General features: G+C 59.3%; 17 protein-coding genes and 1 tRNA gene. 17 read left to right on the forward strand and 1 reads right to left on the reverse strand.

Features of this window, described 5'->3' with window-relative positions:
* The 8 genes from nrdR to ACQZ6D_RS00865 all read left to right on the forward strand — a co-directional run bounded on the left by nrdR (position 1) and on the right by ACQZ6D_RS00865 (position 7841).
* The gene (gene nrdR / locus ACQZ6D_RS00830; RefSeq protein WP_003512508.1) at positions 1–480 is read left to right on the forward strand and encodes a transcriptional regulator NrdR; all 480 of its coding nucleotides are present in this window, start codon (positions 1–3) and stop codon (positions 478–480) included.
* 2 nt (positions 481–482) lie between these two features.
* Positions 483–1619 carry a bifunctional diaminohydroxyphosphoribosylaminopyrimidine deaminase/5-amino-6-(5-phosphoribosylamino)uracil reductase RibD gene (ribD, locus tag ACQZ6D_RS00835; protein ID WP_065704751.1) on the forward strand — a complete coding sequence of 379 codons (1137 nt, stop codon included), beginning with the start codon at positions 483–485 and terminating at the stop codon, positions 1617–1619.
* Positions 1619–2230, forward strand: coding sequence for a riboflavin synthase (locus ACQZ6D_RS00840; protein ID WP_003512512.1), 612 nt, complete (start codon positions 1619–1621; stop codon positions 2228–2230). Before ribD ends, ACQZ6D_RS00840 begins: the two co-directional genes overlap by 1 nt.
* A 262-nt stretch (positions 2231–2492) precedes the next feature.
* Positions 2493–3125 (forward strand): LysE family translocator, encoded by a 633-nt coding sequence (locus ACQZ6D_RS00845; protein ID WP_065704748.1) that lies wholly within the window; start codon positions 2493–2495, stop codon positions 3123–3125.
* 164 nt (positions 3126–3289) lie between these two features.
* Positions 3290–3736: a 6,7-dimethyl-8-ribityllumazine synthase gene (gene ribH, locus ACQZ6D_RS00850; protein ID WP_025593086.1), complete on the forward strand. Its 447-nt coding sequence runs from the start codon at positions 3290–3292 to the stop codon at positions 3734–3736.
* Positions 3737–3740: 4 nt separating this feature from the next.
* Positions 3741–4238, forward strand: a complete 498-nt coding sequence (nusB, locus tag ACQZ6D_RS00855) for a transcription antitermination factor NusB (RefSeq protein ID WP_013635887.1) — start codon at positions 3741–3743, stop codon at positions 4236–4238.
* A 21-nt stretch (positions 4239–4259) separates the two neighbouring features.
* Entirely contained in the window at positions 4260–5483 is a 1224-nt protein-coding gene (locus tag ACQZ6D_RS00860; RefSeq protein WP_025593088.1) for an MFS transporter, read from the forward strand.
* Between the two features lie 219 nt (positions 5484–5702).
* Positions 5703–7841: a sodium-translocating pyrophosphatase gene (locus tag ACQZ6D_RS00865; RefSeq protein WP_035251686.1), complete on the forward strand. Its 2139-nt coding sequence runs from the start codon at positions 5703–5705 to the stop codon at positions 7839–7841.
* A gap of 75 nt (positions 7842–7916) precedes the next feature.
* Here ACQZ6D_RS00865 and ACQZ6D_RS00870 read toward each other — a convergent pair whose 3' ends face one another.
* A complete protein-coding gene (locus ACQZ6D_RS00870; RefSeq protein ID WP_065661135.1) occupies positions 7917–8447 on the reverse strand; it encodes an outer membrane protein assembly factor BamE in 531 nt (176 codons plus the stop codon).
* A gap of 270 nt (positions 8448–8717) precedes the next feature.
* Between ACQZ6D_RS00870 and ACQZ6D_RS00875 the strand changes: the two genes are divergently transcribed.
* From ACQZ6D_RS00875 to ACQZ6D_RS00915, 9 genes are all read left to right on the forward strand, one after another.
* Positions 8718–9257: a ubiquinol-cytochrome C chaperone family protein gene (locus tag ACQZ6D_RS00875; RefSeq protein WP_019565431.1), complete on the forward strand. Its 540-nt coding sequence runs from the start codon at positions 8718–8720 to the stop codon at positions 9255–9257.
* A gap of 8 nt (positions 9258–9265) precedes the next feature.
* A complete protein-coding gene (locus tag ACQZ6D_RS00880) occupies positions 9266–9829 on the forward strand; it encodes a YceD family protein (RefSeq protein ID WP_003512527.1) in 564 nt (187 codons plus the stop codon).
* A 99-nt stretch (positions 9830–9928) separates the two neighbouring features.
* Positions 9929–10990, forward strand: a complete 1062-nt coding sequence (gene plsX / locus ACQZ6D_RS00885; RefSeq protein ID WP_003512528.1) for a phosphate acyltransferase PlsX — start codon at positions 9929–9931, stop codon at positions 10988–10990.
* 4 nt (positions 10991–10994) lie between these two features.
* On the forward strand, positions 10995–11966 hold the full coding sequence (locus ACQZ6D_RS00890) for a beta-ketoacyl-ACP synthase III (RefSeq protein WP_003512529.1): 972 nt from the start codon (positions 10995–10997) through the stop codon (positions 11964–11966).
* Positions 11967–12209: 243 nt separating this feature from the next.
* A complete protein-coding gene (locus ACQZ6D_RS00895; protein ID WP_003512530.1) occupies positions 12210–12548 on the forward strand; it encodes an integration host factor subunit alpha in 339 nt (112 codons plus the stop codon).
* 275 nt (positions 12549–12823) lie between these two features.
* On the forward strand, positions 12824–13357 hold the full coding sequence (locus ACQZ6D_RS00900) for a MerR family transcriptional regulator (RefSeq protein WP_003512531.1): 534 nt from the start codon (positions 12824–12826) through the stop codon (positions 13355–13357).
* 116 nt (positions 13358–13473) lie between these two features.
* On the forward strand, positions 13474–14202 hold the full coding sequence (locus ACQZ6D_RS00905; protein WP_013635890.1) for a hypothetical protein: 729 nt from the start codon (positions 13474–13476) through the stop codon (positions 14200–14202).
* A gap of 141 nt (positions 14203–14343) precedes the next feature.
* A tRNA-Leu gene (locus ACQZ6D_RS00910) sits at positions 14344–14429 on the forward strand.
* Between the two features lie 247 nt (positions 14430–14676).
* Complete coding sequence (locus tag ACQZ6D_RS00915) at positions 14677–17181, forward strand: heavy metal translocating P-type ATPase (protein WP_065704980.1); 2505 nt, start codon at positions 14677–14679, stop codon at positions 17179–17181.
* Positions 17182–17186: the final 5 nt, after the last annotated feature.

Raw genomic sequence — 17186 nt, forward strand, 5'->3', positions numbered from 1 at the left:
ATGCGCTGCCCATTCTGCGGTTCCGAAGACACACAGGTCAAGGACTCGCGTCCGGCGGAGGATAACACCTCCATCCGCCGGCGGCGCATCTGCCCCGATTGCGGCGGCCGCTTCACAACCTATGAGCGCGTGCAACTGCGCGAGCTGATGGTCATCAAGAAAAGCGGCCGCAAGCTGCCCTTCGACCGGGAAAAGCTGGTGCGATCCTTTGAGATCGCGCTACGCAAACGCCCGGTTGACCGGGACCGGATCGAGCGGGCCGTCTCGGGCATCGCTCGCCGTCTGGAAAGTTCCGGTGAGACGGAAATCCCCTCGGAAGAAATCGGCCTCCAGGTGCTTGAAGCGCTGAAGAGCCTCGATGACGTGGCCTTCGTACGCTACGCCTCGGTCTATCGCGATTTCAGTCATGCCGAGGACTTCGAGAACGTGATTGCCGAAATCAACGCCAAGATCGCCCGAGATACAGACGCCGGAGCATAGACGTGACGAGCCGCGCCGATGACGAAAAATTCATGGCCCGGGCAATCGAGGTTTCCCTGCGTCATCAGGGTCAAACCGAGACCAATCCCTCCGTCGGTTGCGTTCTCGTAAAGGACGGAAAAATCATCGCCGAAGCGGTGACCGCAATTGGCGGCCGCCCCCATGCCGAACGCCAGGCGCTGGAAATCGCCGGCGAAGCGGCGCGCGGCGCAACAGCCTATGTCACCCTTGAACCCTGCTCGCACTGGGGCAAGACGCCGCCCTGCGCCAACGCGCTGGTCGAATACGGCGTGGCCCGTGTCGTTGTGGCGGTAGACGACCCGGACGAGCGTGTTTCCGGTCGCGGTTACTCCATCCTGCGGGAGGCGGGCATTGTCGTGGAAACCGGCCTGCTGCGCGAACAAGGCAAGAGAGCGCTTGCGGGTTACCTCACACGCCAGGTTAAAAAACGCCCGCATGTGATTCTGAAACTTGCCATTTCTTCCGATGGCATGATCGGCAGACAAGGGGAGGGGCAGGTAGCGATCACCGGTCCGCAGGCCAGGCACGCCGTGCATGAACTGAGAGCGCGCTGCGATTGCATCCTCGTGGGCATCCGTACCGCGATAGCGGACGATCCGGAACTGACCGTTCGAATTGCAGGTCTCGAAGATCGTTCTCCGGTCCGAATCGTGCTTGATCGCAAGTTTGAACTACCGTCGACGTCTAAGCTGGCGGGAAGTGCACGCGAGGTGCCGGTAATCGTCGCGGCGTTATCCCCCTCTGACCTGCCGGGTATCTTGCCCTCAAGGGGGGAGGTGCCCGGCAGGGCAGAGGGGGGTAGCCCCGACCGCCGACGCCAACAACTGACCGACGCGGGCGTCGAAATCCTTGAAGCACCAACCCTCGAGAACCTCCTTCACATTCTCGCTGAACGCGGCATGTCGGAACTTCTGGTCGAAGGCGGCGCTTTTGCCGCAAAATCGTTCCTTGAAGCCGATCTCGTGGACCGTATCATGCTGTTTGAAAGCCCGGTCGTGGTTGGTGAAGGCGGGATTGAAACGCCGCTCAGCCGTGCCGATATTCCGGGCGATTATGTTTTGGTCAGCGAAACCGCCTACGGGCCGGATCGCTGCTTCGATTATGAAAGGCCGCTTTGATGTTTACCGGAATTGTCACCGATGTTGGAACCGTGTCCGAGTTGGAAGCTCTGGCGGAAGGCATTCGTCTGCGGGTGGCGACCAATTACGATCCCAAGACCATCGATATGGGCGCATCGATCTCCCATGGCGGCGTCTGCCTGACGGTGACCAAACTGCCCGAAGACGGCAGCAACGAGCGCTGGTACGAGGTCGAAGCCTGGGAAGAGGCATTGCGCCTGACGACGATTGCGGGCTGGCAGAAGGGCACGCACGTCAATCTGGAGCGCGCCCTGAAGATTGGCGACGAGCTTGGCGGTCACATCGTTTCCGGCCATGTCGACGGCAAGGCGGAGATTCTGTCTGTCGAGCCGGAAGGTGAGGCGGTCCGTATCCGCCTGCGCGCGCCCGACCATCTGGCGAAATTCGTGGCGCCCAAGGGTTCCATTGCACTCGATGGCACTTCTCTGACCGTCAATGCGGTCGACGGAACGGATTTCGACGTGCTCCTGATCCGCCATACGCTCACAGTCACCACATGGGGTGAGCGCCAACCGGGTGATTTCGTCAATTTCGAAGTCGACACCATGGCGCGATATGCCGCAAGGCTTGCGGAGTTCCCCTCGGCGTAACAACGTTCGGCATCTATTGTGCTGAAATACACTCCCGGCCTTGAGCCGGTATCCAGCCAGCCCAAATCCTTGGGCTGAAAAGACTCTTGCCGCCGCGCAGACGCGCGTTGACTGAATTACCTCTCAAGGCCAGAATGCCGGATAGACTTTACCGTCCTCCGCCATCGCGACAGATCAGTTGTTGTCCCGCACTCCGCTTTCGATTGACGCGCAAACACTATAAAGACGTCTTTAGGCCCAAACGGGGTAGGGGGATTACGACATGCCGTCTTTCGAACTGCTGACAGCCTTTTTCATCACCACCGCCCTGTTTGCCTATATTCCCGGCCCGGCCATGCTTTATGCGGCGGCGCAGACCATGGCGCGCGGCCGGTTTGCCGGGCTGATGGCGGTGCTTGGCATCCATGTCGGCTGCTATTTCCATATCGTCGCCTCTGCGGCGGGGCTTTCGGTGCTGTTCCAGGCGGTGCCGTGGCTTTATCTGGCCGTGAAGCTGTGTGGCGCGCTTTATCTCATCTGGCTCGGCTTCTCGATGCTGCGCAGCAAGCTTGAAGGTGAGACCGTCAATCTGACCATCGAACCGAAATCGGCAAGGCGCGCCTTCATCGACAGCATCATCGTCGACGTGCTCAATCCGAAGACGGCGCTGTTCTTTCTGGCGTTTCTGCCGCAATTCGTTGATCCGGCGGCGGCCTTTCCGATCTGGCTGCAATTGCTGATCCTCGGTATCGCTGTCAATTTCATTTTTTCCTCCGCCGATCTCGTTGGCGTGCTTCTGGCGGGCGCGATGGTCGGGCGGCTCAAGCGCTCCAGCAGGGTGCAGGTGCTTGCCCGTCGCACTGCGGGAACGTTGCTGATGGGGCTTGGCGTACATCTGGCTTTCCAGAAAACCTGATTTTCGTAAGCCGCGCCTGATACGGCGAAAACCTGCGCAATTGTCTTGCAAACGGGGCCTCTTGCGCGGGTGACACATGAAATTACTTGCCAAAAACGGCCAGCCGTGGTTTGACCGCCGCAAAAGCCGGTATGATCCGGCCCGAACCTTTTCAGGAAAATCCCATGTCCAAACCCCATCTTCTTATCGTGGAAGCACGCTTTTACGACGATATGGCAGACGCTCTTCTCGAAGGCGCGAAGTTCGCGCTGGATGAGGCTGGCGCAACCTATGACGTCATCACCGTTCCCGGCGCGCTCGAAATCCCCGCTGCCATTGCCATGGCGCTGGATGGCGGCGACAACGAAGGCACGGAATATGATGGTTTCGTAGCGCTCGGCATGGTCATTCGTGGCGAGACCTACCACTTCGACATCGTTTCCAACGAATCCTCCCGCGCCCTGATGGATCTCGCCGTCAGCGAATCGCTGGCCATCGGCAACGGCATCCTCACCGTCGAAAACGACGATCAGGCATGGGCACGTGTTCGCCGTTCTGACAAGGATAAGGGCGGTTTTGCGGCCCGCGCCGCGCTGACGATGATCGAGCTCAAGAAAAAACTGGGTGGCTGAACGCATGTCGGATGTTGAAAATGGCGGCGAACCGCGCCAGCCTTCGGTAAAGCCCGCCAACCAGCGTGGCGCTGCGCGCCTCGCGGCCGTGCAGGCACTTTATCAGATGGATGTCGGCGGCACCGGCGTGATGGAAGTCGTGGCGGAATACGAGGCACATCGTCTCGGTCAGGAAGTCGATGGCGATACCTATCTGAAGGCCGATCCTTCCTGGTTCCGTTCCATCGTGTCCGGCGTCGTCCGCGATCAGACGAAGATCGACCCACTGGTGCGCTCCGCACTTCTGGAAGACTGGCCGCTGTCGCGTCTTGATGCCACCGTTCGCGCTATCTTGCGTGCCGGCGCTTTCGAGATTCTGGAGCGCAAGGACGTTCCGGTCGCCGTCATCGTTACGGAATATGTCGAAATCGCCCGTGCTTTCTTCGAGCATGACGAGCCGAAGCTGGTGAACGCGGTTCTGGACCGCATTGCCAAGCAGGTACGCGGCGAGGCAAAACGCTAAAATACGTTAGGTGAGGAAGATATGAGCGCCGTTTCCGTCCCCGGACTTGAAGTTCAACTGGACGAGGCGAAGCGCAACGTCTTCCTCCTGACCGCCGCACAGGCGATCATGGGCTCGGCAGCACCTATGAGCTTCTCGGTTGGCGCGCTTGCCGGTTACCAGTTGCTCGGGGCTGACAAGTCGCTGGCAACGGCGCCGCTTACCGGTTTCAACATCGGCGTGGCGCTGGGCGCCATCTGCGTTGCCGCAGCATCGCGTTTTCTCGGCCGCAAGGCGGGCTTCATGGTCGGCGCGCTGATGTGCTCCATCGGCGGCGGCATTGCTGCCGTGGCACTCTTCCGCTCCGACTTCTGGCTATTTGCGATCGGCCTGCTGCTGATCGGCATTTCCGGCGGCTTCACGCAGAAAATCCGCTTCGCTGCTGCCGACGCATCCCCCTCTTTCTACAAGCCGAAAGCCATTTCCTGGATATTGGCGGGTGGCATCGTCTCGGCGATCATCGGGCCGCAGCTTGCCATTTTCGGCAAGGATGTCTTCGCACCGGTCACCTTCGCCGGTGCTTTCATCGCGCTGGTGCCGCTCGGCATCATCGCGATTGCCATTCTGGCATTCCTGAAATTGCCGGACCCGAAGGCCGCCTCTATCCACGCGCAGGCGGCACGGCCTTTGTCGGAAATCGTGCGCACGCACCGGTTTGTCACCGGCATGGTCTGCGGCATCGGTTCCTATGCGTTGATGACCTTCATGATGACCGGCGCGCCGCTCGCCATGGTGGTCGGCTGCGGGTTTCCCACCGAACTTGCGACGCTCGGCATCCAGTGGCACGTTCTCGCCATGTTCGGCCCAAGTTTCTTCACCGGTATGTTGATTGCGCGATTCGGCGCGGAAAAAATCGTTGCAGCCGGTCTCGTCGTGCTGATGGCCTGCGCCGTCGTCGCCCATATGGGCATCGAATTGTGGAACTTCTGGGCGGCGCTCATTCTCCTCGGTCTCGGCTGGAACTTCGGCTTCATCGGCGCTACCGCCATCATCACCTCCAGCTACCGCCCGCATGAGGCAGACAAGGTACAGGGCTTTCACGATATCGTGCTGTTCGGCACGGTAGCGCTGTCGTCCTTCTCTTCCGGCAAGGTGTTTACAGCCTGGGGCTGGTCGGTCATGAACCTCGTTATCTGGCCGGTTGCGGGGCTATGCCTCGTGCTGGTGGCGTCGCTGTTGCTGACCCCGCGCAGAAACGCCGCGTAAGATCGCCTTCGATCTCTACCCCTTTCATGTTTCAGGCAAATTTGTGGGCTTGACGCCACGCCTTTCGCCAACGCAATCTTGCCGCGCAGGTCATTTTTCCTTGGGAGGGGAAGAATGGCCACGACAGGACAGGCCGCGCATTTGATCGCTCCTGTCCTTGCACATGGTTCGCCACGCCGGGGAGGGAGTGAGACCCGGCCTTTTGGGAGGTAAGTGCGCATGACCGTAATACCCATAGTGATTTTATGTGGGGTCCTGTCCGTGGTTTACGCGGCATGGACGACCAGGAGCGTTCTCGCTGCCGATCAGGGCAACGAGCGTATGCGTGAAATAGCAGGTTTTATCCGTGAAGGTGCGCAGGCTTATCTCACCCGTCAATATCTCACCATCGCCATCGTCGGATTGATTGTCGCCGTTCTCGCCTGGTATCTGCTGTCGGCTCTCGCGGCCATCGGGTTTATCATCGGCGCCGTGCTTTCGGGTGCTGCCGGTTTCATCGGCATGCATGTCTCCGTCCGTGCCAATCTGCGCACCGCACAAGCCGCATCCCACAGCCTTGCCGCCGGTCTCGACATCGCGTTCAAATCAGGCGCCATCACGGGCATGCTGGTGGCTGGCCTCGCGCTGCTTGGCGTATCCATCTATTATTTCATCCTCACCTCGGTGCTCGGCCATGCGCCCGGATCGCGTGAGGTGATTGACGCGCTGGTGTCGCTCGGTTTCGGCGCTTCGCTTATCTCCATCTTCGCCCGTCTCGGCGGTGGCATCTTCACCAAGGGTGCAGATGTCGGCGGCGATCTCGTCGGCAAGGTCGAAGCAGGCATTCCCGAGGACGACCCCCGCAACCCGGCAACCATCGCCGACAATGTCGGCGACAACGTCGGCGATTGCGCCGGAATGGCGGCCGACCTTTTCGAGACCTATGCCGTCTCGGTGGTCGCAACCATGGTGCTTGCGGCGATCTTCTTTGCCGGAACGCCGATACTGGAAAGCGCGATGGTCTACCCGCTGGCCATTTGCGGCGCCTGCATCCTGACCTCGATTGCCGGCACCTTCTTCGTCAAGCTGGGCACCAACAACTCCATCATGGGCGCTCTCTATAAAGGGCTGATTGCCACCGGTGTCTTCTCGATTGCGGGGCTTGCCGTGGCAACTTACGCGACCGTGGGCTGGGGTACCATCGGCACGGTTGCCGGAATGGAGATTACCGGCACAAACCTCTTCCTGTGCGGGCTGGTCGGCCTTGTGGTAACAGCGCTGATCGTCGTCATCACCGAATATTATACCGGCACCAACAAACGCCCGGTCAATTCCATCGCGCAGGCTTCGGTCACGGGCCACGGCACCAACGTCATCCAGGGTCTTGCAGTCTCGCTGGAATCGACGGCGCTGCCGGCGCTTGTCATCGTTGGCGGCATCATCGGCACCTACCAGCTCGGTGGCCTGTTCGGCACGGGCATCGCGGTCACCGCCATGCTTGGTCTGGCGGGCATGATCGTGGCGCTCGACGCCTTCGGTCCGGTGACTGACAATGCCGGCGGCATTGCCGAAATGGCCGGTCTCGACCCGGATGTGCGTAAGGCGACCGACGCGCTGGATGCCGTCGGCAACACCACCAAGGCGGTGACCAAGGGTTACGCCATCGGCTCTGCCGGTCTCGGCGCGCTGGTGCTGTTTGCCGCCTATTCCAACGACCTGTCCTATTTCGCTGCCAATGGCGATACCTATCCTTACTTCAAGGATATCGGCGAAATATCCTTCAGCCTTGCCAATCCTTACGTCGTTGCCGGTCTGCTGTTCGGCGGCCTCATTCCGTATCTCTTTGGCGGTATCGCCATGACGGCGGTGGGCAAGGCGGCAAGCTCGATCGTCGAGGAAGTTCGCCGCCAGTTCCGCGAAAAGCCTGGCATCATGGCAGGAACGGAAAAACCGGACTACGGCAGGGCGGTCGATCTTTTGACCAAGGCGGCGATCAAGGAGATGATCATTCCGTCGCTGTTGCCGGTTCTGGCGCCGCTCGTCGTTTATTTCGGCGTGCTGCTTATATCAGGTTCCAAGGCCTCTGCCTTTGCCGCACTCGGTGCATCGTTGCTTGGCGTCATCATCAACGGCCTGTTCGTGGCGATTTCCATGACCTCCGGTGGTGGTGCGTGGGATAACGCCAAGAAAAGCTTCGAGGATGGCTTCATCGACAAGGACGGCGTGCGCCACGTCAAGGGTTCGGACGCCCACAAGGCGTCGGTTACGGGCGATACGGTGGGCGATCCCTACAAGGATACCGCCGGTCCGGCGGTCAACCCGGCTATCAAGATCACCAATATCGTGGCGCTACTGCTATTGGCGGTTCTCGCCCACTAAGGAGTTGCAGCATCGACAAAGAAAAAGGCCCGGGGAGCGATCTCCGGGCCTTTGAATTTTCGTTCCGTCTTCCGATCAGGGGGTGTTGCCGCTCTGGCCAAGAATGCTCTTGGCGATGTTGGCGCCCGAGGTGCCGCCGGACAGCAGCTGCTGCAGGAAGGTGAGATCCTTGCCGCCTGTCGGGGTGGTACGCGAAATCGTGTCGAAGACCTTGCCGTCCTGCAGCGCGTAATTGGCCTTACGCTCGATTACGCCGTCCTTGTTGAAATAGATCGCGAGAATGTTCTGTTCGACCAACGTCGGCTTCATGAAAGCGGCGCGGCGCACACGCTTCTGCGAGATGTAATAGAAAACCTCGTTGCCGAACGTCGCCGTGGTGGAGGGCGTGCCCATGGTCAGCAGAACCTGCTCGCGGCTGGAACCTTCCGGGATCAGCTGAAGCGACTGCTCGTCCATGACGTAGCCGTTGTGGAACACATCGGTGGTGCTGGTGCAGGCGGAAAGCAGGGTGGACGCGACGACGATTGCGATGGCGGTCTTGCCCAGAATTTTACCGTGACTTGCGGATTTCTGCTTGCTCAACTGCTTTTCCCCGACTGCGATCATGAATGGCACCTTCCGGCATTGCGTGGTGCACAGTGTCTGTGCACATGATTGTGTCAATCCGGGGACGGAAAATCCCGATCACCCCCCAAATTCAACGCTTTCACGGCCTTTGGAAACTCTTCCGGTCTCTTAGACTGTTTCAGCCGAAAGACGAACGTGACCGCGACAGCATTGCAATTCGTGGATGCTTCGGTAAACCAGCTTTGGCGATCATGCAACAAGTGCGATAGGCGGGTGAGCGAATTCACCAGCCCCGTTCGGAAAAAAACGATGATATTCGGGCTGTTCAGACAGAAAAACAACAACCGCGCCATAGTAGACCGGCAATATGCGATCCTGACGGCTGCGGCCCGCACGCCCGCTTTTTATCTTGATCTCGGCGTTCCGGACACGGTGATGGGCCGCTTCGAGATGCTGTCGATCATCATGATTCTCTATTTCCGCCGCACCAAATCCTCCGGTGTGAGCGGGCAGGAAATCGCCCAGGAGATCGTCGACGCCTTTTTTCAGGATATCGACCATTCCATCCGTGAGCTCGGCATTGGCGACCAGGGCGTGCCGAAGCGCATGAAGAAATTTGCCGGTATGTTCTACGGGCGGCTCGAATCCTATGCGGCGGCGCTGGATGCATCCGACCCCGTTGCCCTTGCCGCAGCGCTCCGGCGCAATATATACCCCCAGACAGATGAGAAGGCACCGGAACTGGACGGGCTTGCGGACTGGATGATGGAGGCGTCTTCCACCCTTTCCGCAGGCTCCGAAGAAACGATAGCAACCGGAAGCCTGAAGCTGCCTTTGCCTGGACTATGAGGTTTACGATGAACGCGCGACACGCCGCAAATGACGATCTGCCTTTTTCCTACCCCGTAAAGGTAGGCCATATTTCCGCCAATCCGGTGAGGATTGGTCTTGAAGCCAATGCCGAGGAACTGAAGGCGCTGGCGAAATTCTGGGATGTGGTTTCCGTCGAATATCTGAAGGCGGAACTGCAGGTTACCCGCTGGAAGAGGGATGGCGTGAAGATCAAGGGCGAGGTGCATGCGGCCGTGACCCAGTCCTGCGTCGTGACGCTGGAGCCGGTTTCCAGCAAGATCGACGAGAGCGTCGAGCATATTTTCGTTCCGGAAGGATCGAAGCTGGCGAGGATGGTCACCAATGAGGAAGGGGAGATCGTACTCGATCCCAATGGCCCTGACATTCCCGACCAGTTCACCGGCGACAGCATTGATGTTGGCGCGACTGTTGCGGAATTCGCAGCCCTTGCGATCGATCCCTATCCGCGCAAATCGGATATCGAATTTACCGATACGACCGAAAATGAGCCTGAAGAAGAAAAGCGTCCGTCGCCTTTCGCCGTGTTGAAAGACTGGAAAAAAGACTGAATGCGCCGCCGGGCTGAAATAATTTTATTGTAACACAGGCCGGAACAGGTATTTTCGCGCAAAATCCGCTTGAGTGGCGGCAAAAAGGATAAGGGACGAGTGATCAGAATAGCGATTGACGTCATGGGTGGCGATTTCGGCCCTGATGTTGCCATACCCGGTGCCGCCAAGGCGCTTGAACGGCACAACGATGTGACTTTTCTGCTCTACGGGCAGAAAAGCAAGTGCGACCCCATTCTGGCACAATATCCCGCACTTCGGGAAAAATCGGTCTTTCACGATTGTGAAATCTCGGTCGCCATGGACGAAAAGCCAAGTCAGGCGCTTCGTCGTGGCCGCTATGTCTCCAGCATGTGGCGCGCCATCGAGGCCGTGAAGCTCGGTGAAGCGGACGTCGTCGTATCCGCCGGCAATACTGGCGCGCTGATGGCCATGGCCAAATTCTGTTTGCGCACCATGGCGCGGGTGGAACGCCCGGCCATCGCCGGCATATGGCCGACGCTGAAAGGCGAAAGCATCGTGCTCGATGTTGGTGCCACGATTGGCGCCGATTCCCAGCAATTGCTCGATTTTGCCCTGATGGGCGGCGCCATGGCGCGTGCGCTTTTCGATATCGACCGTCCGACCGTCGGTTTGCTGAATGTCGGCGTCGAGGAGGTGAAGGGTCAGGAAGAGGTCCGTGAAGCCGGACGGCTGATCCGCGAGGCCGATCTAGGCACCATCGATTACCGCGGTTTCGTCGAGGGTGACGACATTGGCAAGGGCACGGTGGATGTGGTGGTGACCGAAGGTTTCACCGGCAACATTGCGCTCAAAGCCGCCGAAGGCACGGCGCGCCAGATCACCACGCTTCTGCGTGAGGCGATCTCCCGCAGCTTCTTTGCCAAGATCGGTTATATTCTCGCGAAAAGCGCTTTCGATGTGCTGCGAGAAAAAATGGACCCGCGCAAGGTCAATGGCGGCGTGTTTCTCGGCCTGAACGGCATTGTCATCAAAAGCCATGGCGGCACGGATGCCATCGGTTTTGCCTCCGCGGTCGATGTCGGCTACGACATGGTCCATAACGGTCTTACAGCAAAAATTGAAAACGATCTGAAGATTTACCACGCAAGACGGCTTCCGCCCCCGGCGCCCGAAGCTCTCGTGGCTGACGAGGAATAAGGGAATGATCCGCTCTATCGTACGTGGTTTCGGGGCAGCGCTTCCGAAGCGTGTCATGACCAATAGTGAAATCGAAGGGGTCGTAGAGACTTCCGATGAATGGATCGTGCAGCGCACGGGCATTCGTCAGCGCTACATAGCGGGAGAAGGTGAGACCACCGCTTCGCTCGGCGAGGCTGCGGCGCGTGCGGCGCTCGACAATGCCGGCCTGACGCCCGATGATATCGACCTCATCATTCTGGCAACTTCGACACCGGACAATACATTTCCGGCAACGGCGGTAAACATCCAGAACCGTCTCGGCATGACCCACGGTTTCGCCTTCGACATGCAGGCCGTCTGCTCCGGCTTCGTCTATGCCGTGGCCACCGCCGATCTTTACATTCGCGGCGGCATGGCCAAGCGCGTGCTGGTGATCGGCGCCGAAACATTCTCGCGCATTCTCGACTGGAAGGACCGCACCACCTGCGTTCTGTTCGGTGATGGTGCAGGCGCACTCGTAATCGAGGCAGGCGAAGGCGAAGGTACTTCCAGCGATCGTGGCATCCTCACCTCGCAGCTGCGCTCCGACGGTTCGCACAAGGACAAGCTTTACGTCGATGGTGGACCTTCCACGACCGGCACGGTCGGCCATCTGCGCATGGAAGGCCGGGAAGTGTTCAAGCACGCTGTCGGCATGATCACCGACGTCATCGAACAGGCTTTCGAGGCGACAGGCACGACGGCTGATGATCTCGACTGGCTCGTCCCGCATCAGGCCAACAAGCGCATCATCGACGGATCGGCAAAAAAGCTCAATATCGATCCGGAAAAAGTCGTCATCACCGTCGATAAGCATGGCAATACGTCGGCCGCATCCATTCCGCTGGCGCTTGCCGTTGCGGCCAGTGACGGACGCATCAAGAAAGGCGATCTGGTCATGCTGGAGGCGATGGGCGGCGGTTTCACCTGGGGCGCAGTGCTGCTGCGCTGGTAACGGCAAATTTTAGCGTTTACCGGGGCGTTGGCACAAAATCGGTTGTGATTTTTGCGGCAGTACCCCGTTCAAACGCGCTGAAGCGACCCCCGCGTGCGGCAAAACCGCGTCAGTCGCTCTAAGCCATTGCACTGATTGCCGAAAGCCTCAAATGAATCTGGAACAATCCCTTGACCGGTCGCCACAAGGGAAATAATCTCGGCGGCTCCTAGAGAAAAATTCAGACACGGTTTGTGGGGAAAAATGGCCGGGAAGACAGTGACACGCGCAGATCTTGCAGAATCTGTGTTTCGTAAAGTCGGGCTGTCCCGCACCGAATCCGCCGAACTGGTCGAAACGATCATCGACGAGATTTGTAATGCGATCACGCGCGGCGAGGTCGTCAAGCTCTCGTCCTTCGCGACATTTCAGATCAGGGAAAAGAACGAGCGTATCGGCCGCAACCCGAAAACGGGTGAGGAAGTTCCGATTTCGCCACGCCGCGTCATGACCTTCAAGGCGTCAAACGTGCTGAAACAGCGAATCCTGAAGGCGCATACGGCTCGCAAGACCAAGCAAAAGGGTCAGAAAGCCGGGGCGTAAGCCGGCTGTAACACGGGTTTTTTGCCGCATGGCAAGCCTTTATCCCCATTCTTCTTGTGAACATGCTTGAATTTCGACGTGCAAGCCGTTGAAATCTGGTCGACTCACATCATAATCAATTTTAGATAAATGGTATCTTGCCGCCACGGGCATCGGTGCGAGGATCGGGTTCGATTTTTCGCAAGACATGATGCACGGTATCGGCTGGTGAAAAGCGTTCTTGTTCAGTGTCCGGCTGGGTGCATGGCGCTCAAGGTCCGGATGGGAGTGGAAGTTTGGACAAAAGCCCCGACGCGTTTCGGACGATCAGTGAAGTGGCGGATGAGCTGAACCTGCCGCAGCACGTGCTGCGTTTCTGGGAAACGCGCTTTCCGCAGATCAAGCCGATGAAACGGGGCGGGGGCCGCCGTTATTACCGCCCTGATGATATCGATCTCCTCAAGGGCATTCGTCATCTTCTTTATGACCACGGCTACACCATCAAAGGTGTGCAGAAACTTCTGAAAACCAACGGAAACCGTTTCGTGGCGGCAATCGCGTCGGGCGATCTTGCTACCATGGAAGCCATCATGGCAGCGAGCGGCGAAAAGGAAGTTGCCGAACCGCGCGTGCTGGATCCGGACGGAGACGAGGTCGTCGGCCGCCCGAAAGCCAAGCCGAGCGGCCGATTTTTCGGCTTCGGCGGCGGTAACAGCGATACCGAGATATCGGTCGGCAAATCTGGCATCGGCAAGGATGACCAAGCGCTGTTGCAGGAGGCGCTGTTCGATCTTCTCGAATGCAAGCGGCTGCTTGATCAGGTTCGCTGATCGTTTTTCCACAACTCTGTTCGAGCATTTTCAGGAAAAGCGAAGGCGCTCTGGAATGCCAACCTTTCAGAAACTCTCTTGACCGATAATGCGGCTCCGTAAAAAGGAGTCTGATCGTGAGCAATCGAAAACCGACAACGCGACGCCGTACGGCGAAGAAATCGGCCGGTGGCAGCGTTTGGCCCTGGGTGCTAATGCTGGGCGTCGTGGCCGGCGGCATTCAGGCTTACGAACATCGCGACAGTCTTATGCCGCAGCGGCATGTCGCGAAGGCAACATCCACGACGACAAATTCCCCCAAGATCGCCGTAGCCGCCAAACGCGAGACGGCCGCACCGGAGAAGGTGGCGGCCATCCGCCCCGCATCGCCGGTTTCACCGATCAATGGTCCGGTGCCGCCACGCTCGATTGCCATGCCGCCTGCGGCACAGCAGAGCCAGGTTGCCGCTATCCTGCCGGAAACACGCCCTTCGGTCGAAAAAGTCTCGCTGGGAGAAAAAAGCGGCGCCTTTGCCTTTTGTGGTCGCTCAGGTCTCACAAATTGCGTGGCCGATGGCAATACCTTCTGGATGAAGGGCGTGAAAATGCAGCTCGCCGGCATTGAGGTCCCGCAGATCGACCGGGCGCGATGCATGGAAGAGCGTCAGCGCGGTTTCATTGCCAAGGTGCGGTTGCGGGATATGTTGAATGCCGGCGCATTCGATGTGGCGTCGTCGGCAACAGCCGGCGGGCAAGCCATGGAACGCAAACGGATTTCACGTTCGGGCGTATCCTTTGCCGATCAACTCGTGCGGGAAGGCCTGGCTCATCCGGTCTCGGCAAAAAATCAGTCCTGGTGTGGCTAAGGCCCGGTTGACCGAAACGGTGCGGCCTGTGTAGATGTGGCGCTGTCGGTGCTTGGGGTCAGGGTTTCGTTCGATCCTGCGCCTGAGGAATGACAAGGCAATTTTGTAGCGCCGGGGCCTGTTGGCACGCGGCGCGACAATGCGGACGTGGCGAAATCGGTAGACGCAGCAGACTTAAAATCTGCCGACCATTGGTCTTGCGGGTTCAAGTCCCGCCGTCCGCACCATTTCCATCTCCAATTAAAAGATTTCTCTGCCGTTTTCCTGCGACATGCGGGCATTCGGGATGGATTCTGCGCCAGGATAGTCGATATCCGGGCAATCGATTGCATCATGACGGATGAGTCAGCCTAAAAAATGGGCTTGTTCACGCTCGCGGCATTTCTCCGTGAAAATCATCCAAAAGAGCCTATTGACCTTGCCACGATGGGAAGCCCTATCTTTTTTTTGTAAAGAGAAAAAGAGGTCATGCGCATGTCACAAATCCAGATACAGGCGAACCATTCGATAGCCATCGAGGGAATGACATGTGCCTCCTGCGTCGGTCGTGTCGAGAAGGCTATTGCCAAGGTGCCGGGGGTCGTCAAGGCTTCGGTCAATCTTGCGACGGAGCGCGCCGATATTGCTTTTTCAGGAGCGCCCAACGTTTCGGCCGTTGTCGATGCCGTGCGAAATGCAGGCTATAGCGTCGACGAGAAAACCATCGAACTCGATATCGAGGGCATGACTTGCGCGTCCTGTGTCGGCCGTGTCGAAAAGGCGCTGAAGGCCGTTTCCGGTGTCTCCGACGCGAGTGTCAATCTCGCAACGGAGCGCGCCACCGTCCGCGTCGCCGGCAATGCCGTCTCTGCCGCCAGGCTGGCCGAAGCAATCAGCCAAGCCGGTTACAAGGCAAACGAGATCGTCGCCGACAAGGCCAAGGGTGACGAGCCGGACCGGCGCGAAGCCGAATTGCGCGGTTTGAAAATCAGCCTGGCCACCGCTGTTGCCCTGACGCTGCCGGTCTTCATTCTGGAGATGGGCTCGCATCTTGTGCCCGCCATCCATGATTTCGTGATGGAAACCGTCGGCATGCGGGAAAGCTGGTATCTGCAATTCGCGCTGACCACGCTTGTCCTCTTCGGGCCGGGCCTGCGGTTCTTCAAAAAAGGCATCCCCGCACTTCTGCGGCTGGCGCCAGATATGAATTCGCTGGTGGTGCTGGGCACTGCCGCCGCCTGGGGGTTCTCGGTCGTCGCCACCTTCGTGCCCGAAATCCTGCCGAGAGGCACGGCCAATGTCTATTATGAGGCCGCAGCGGTGATCGTCACGCTTATCCTGCTCGGCCGTTTCCTCGAGGCGCGCGCCAAGGGCCGCACCAGCGAGGCGATAAAGCGGCTCGTCGGCCTGCAGGCCAAGTCCGCCCGCGTGATGCGCAATGGTGAAATCATCGATGTGCCGCTGCAGGATGTTGCGACCGGCGATGTCATCGTCGTCCGTCCCGGCGAGAAAGTGCCAGTCGATGGTCTGGTGCTTGATGGTTCTTCCTATGTCGACGAATCGATGATTACAGGCGAACCAGTGCCGGTGACCAAGACGGCTGGGTCCGAAGTCGTGGGCGGTACGGTCAACAGAAACGGCTCCTTCACGTTCCGCGCCACGAAGGTCGGCGCCGACACGCTGATCGCGCAGATCATCCGCATGGTCGAGGAAGCGCAGGCCGACAAACTGCCGATACAGGCGCTGGTGGACAAGGTGACCAACTGGTTCGTGCCTGCAGTCATGCTCGCTGCACTCGTCACCTTCATCGTCTGGTTCATTCTCGGACCGGACCCGGCCTTGACCTTTGCGCTGGTTAACGCCGTCGCTGTCCTCATCATCGCTTGCCCCTGCGCCATGGGCCTTGCCACCCCGACCTCGATCATGGTCGGAACCGGCCGTGCAGCCGAAATGGGCGTGCTGTTCCGGCGCGGCGATGCTCTCCAGACTTTGCGTGACGCCGATGTCATCGCCGTCGACAAGACCGGCACGCTGACGCTCGGCAAGCCGACACTGGTGCATTTCACCACGACAGAAGGCTTCGATCAGGATGAGGTGTTGCGCCTTGTCGCCTCGCTTGAGAGCCGTTCCGAGCATCCCATAGCCGAAGCGATCGTCGAGGCGGCGAAACATGGTGGCCTGACGCTTGCCGACGCGGCCGGCTTTGAGGCGACCCCCGGTTTCGGCGTTGCGGCAACGGTTGACGGCCGCAAGGTCGAGGCGGGCGCCGACCGCTTCATGGTGAAGCTCGGTTACGATATTGCGAAGTTCGCCGACGATGCCGACCGGCTGGGCAGGGAAGGGCAGTCGCCGCTTTATGCCGCTGTCGATGGCCGGCTGGCCGCCATCATCGCTGTTGCCGATCCGATCAAGCCGACGACCCCGGAGGCGATAGCAGCGCTGCATGCGCTTGGTCTCAAGGTCACGATGATAACAGGCGATAACCGCCGCACGGCCGAAGCCATTGCCCGCCGTCTTGGTATCGACGAAGTGGTGGCGGAAGTGCTGCCTGACGGCAAGGTCGAGGCCGTTAAAAGACTTGCGGCCGATGGCCGGCGGGTGGCCTTCGTCGGTGATGGCATCAACGATGCGCCGGCCCTTGCGGCGGCCGATGTCGGTCTGGCAATCGGCACGGGTACGGATGTCGCCATAGAAAGCGCCGATGTGGTATTGATGTCTGGCGATTTGCGCGGTGTCGCGAATGCCATTGCGTTGTCCAAGGCGACGATCCGCAACATCCGCCAGAACCTGTTCTGGGCCTTTGCCTATAATGCCGCACTCGTTCCCGTGGCGGCCGGAATATTGTATCCTGCCAACGGTGTTCTGCTGTCGCCTGTCCTTGCAGCCGGAGCCATGGCGCTTTCCAGCGTGTTTGTCTTGACCAACGCGCTGCGTCTCAAAAGCTTCCGCCCGCCGCTGCTTGACAGATCGTCCGGCATGCAACTCGCAGCGGCAGAATAGGGGGC

The organism is Agrobacterium sp. 22-3639C2 (genome assembly GCF_053522105.1).

Coding starts and splice junctions, on each gene's coding strand:
- nrdR (WP_003512508.1), top strand. CDS start 1: ATGCGCTGCCCATTCTGCGGTTCCGAAGACACACAGGTCAAGGACTCG.
- ACQZ6D_RS00840 (WP_003512512.1), top strand. CDS start 1,619: ATGTTTACCGGAATTGTCACCGATGTTGGAACCGTGTCCGAGTTGGAA.
- ACQZ6D_RS00845 (WP_065704748.1), top strand. CDS start 2,493: ATGCCGTCTTTCGAACTGCTGACAGCCTTTTTCATCACCACCGCCCTG.
- ribH (WP_025593086.1), top strand. CDS start 3,290: ATGTCCAAACCCCATCTTCTTATCGTGGAAGCACGCTTTTACGACGAT.
- nusB (WP_013635887.1), top strand. CDS start 3,741: ATGTCGGATGTTGAAAATGGCGGCGAACCGCGCCAGCCTTCGGTAAAG.
- ACQZ6D_RS00860 (WP_025593088.1), top strand. CDS start 4,260: ATGAGCGCCGTTTCCGTCCCCGGACTTGAAGTTCAACTGGACGAGGCG.
- ACQZ6D_RS00865 (WP_035251686.1), top strand. CDS start 5,703: ATGACCGTAATACCCATAGTGATTTTATGTGGGGTCCTGTCCGTGGTT.
- ACQZ6D_RS00870 (WP_065661135.1), bottom strand. CDS start 8,447: ATGATCGCAGTCGGGGAAAAGCAGTTGAGCAAGCAGAAATCCGCAAGT.
- ACQZ6D_RS00875 (WP_019565431.1), top strand. CDS start 8,718: ATGATATTCGGGCTGTTCAGACAGAAAAACAACAACCGCGCCATAGTA.
- ACQZ6D_RS00880 (WP_003512527.1), top strand. CDS start 9,266: ATGAACGCGCGACACGCCGCAAATGACGATCTGCCTTTTTCCTACCCC.
- ACQZ6D_RS00890 (WP_003512529.1), top strand. CDS start 10,995: ATGATCCGCTCTATCGTACGTGGTTTCGGGGCAGCGCTTCCGAAGCGT.
- ACQZ6D_RS00895 (WP_003512530.1), top strand. CDS start 12,210: ATGGCCGGGAAGACAGTGACACGCGCAGATCTTGCAGAATCTGTGTTT.
- ACQZ6D_RS00915 (WP_065704980.1), top strand. CDS start 14,677: ATGTCACAAATCCAGATACAGGCGAACCATTCGATAGCCATCGAGGGA.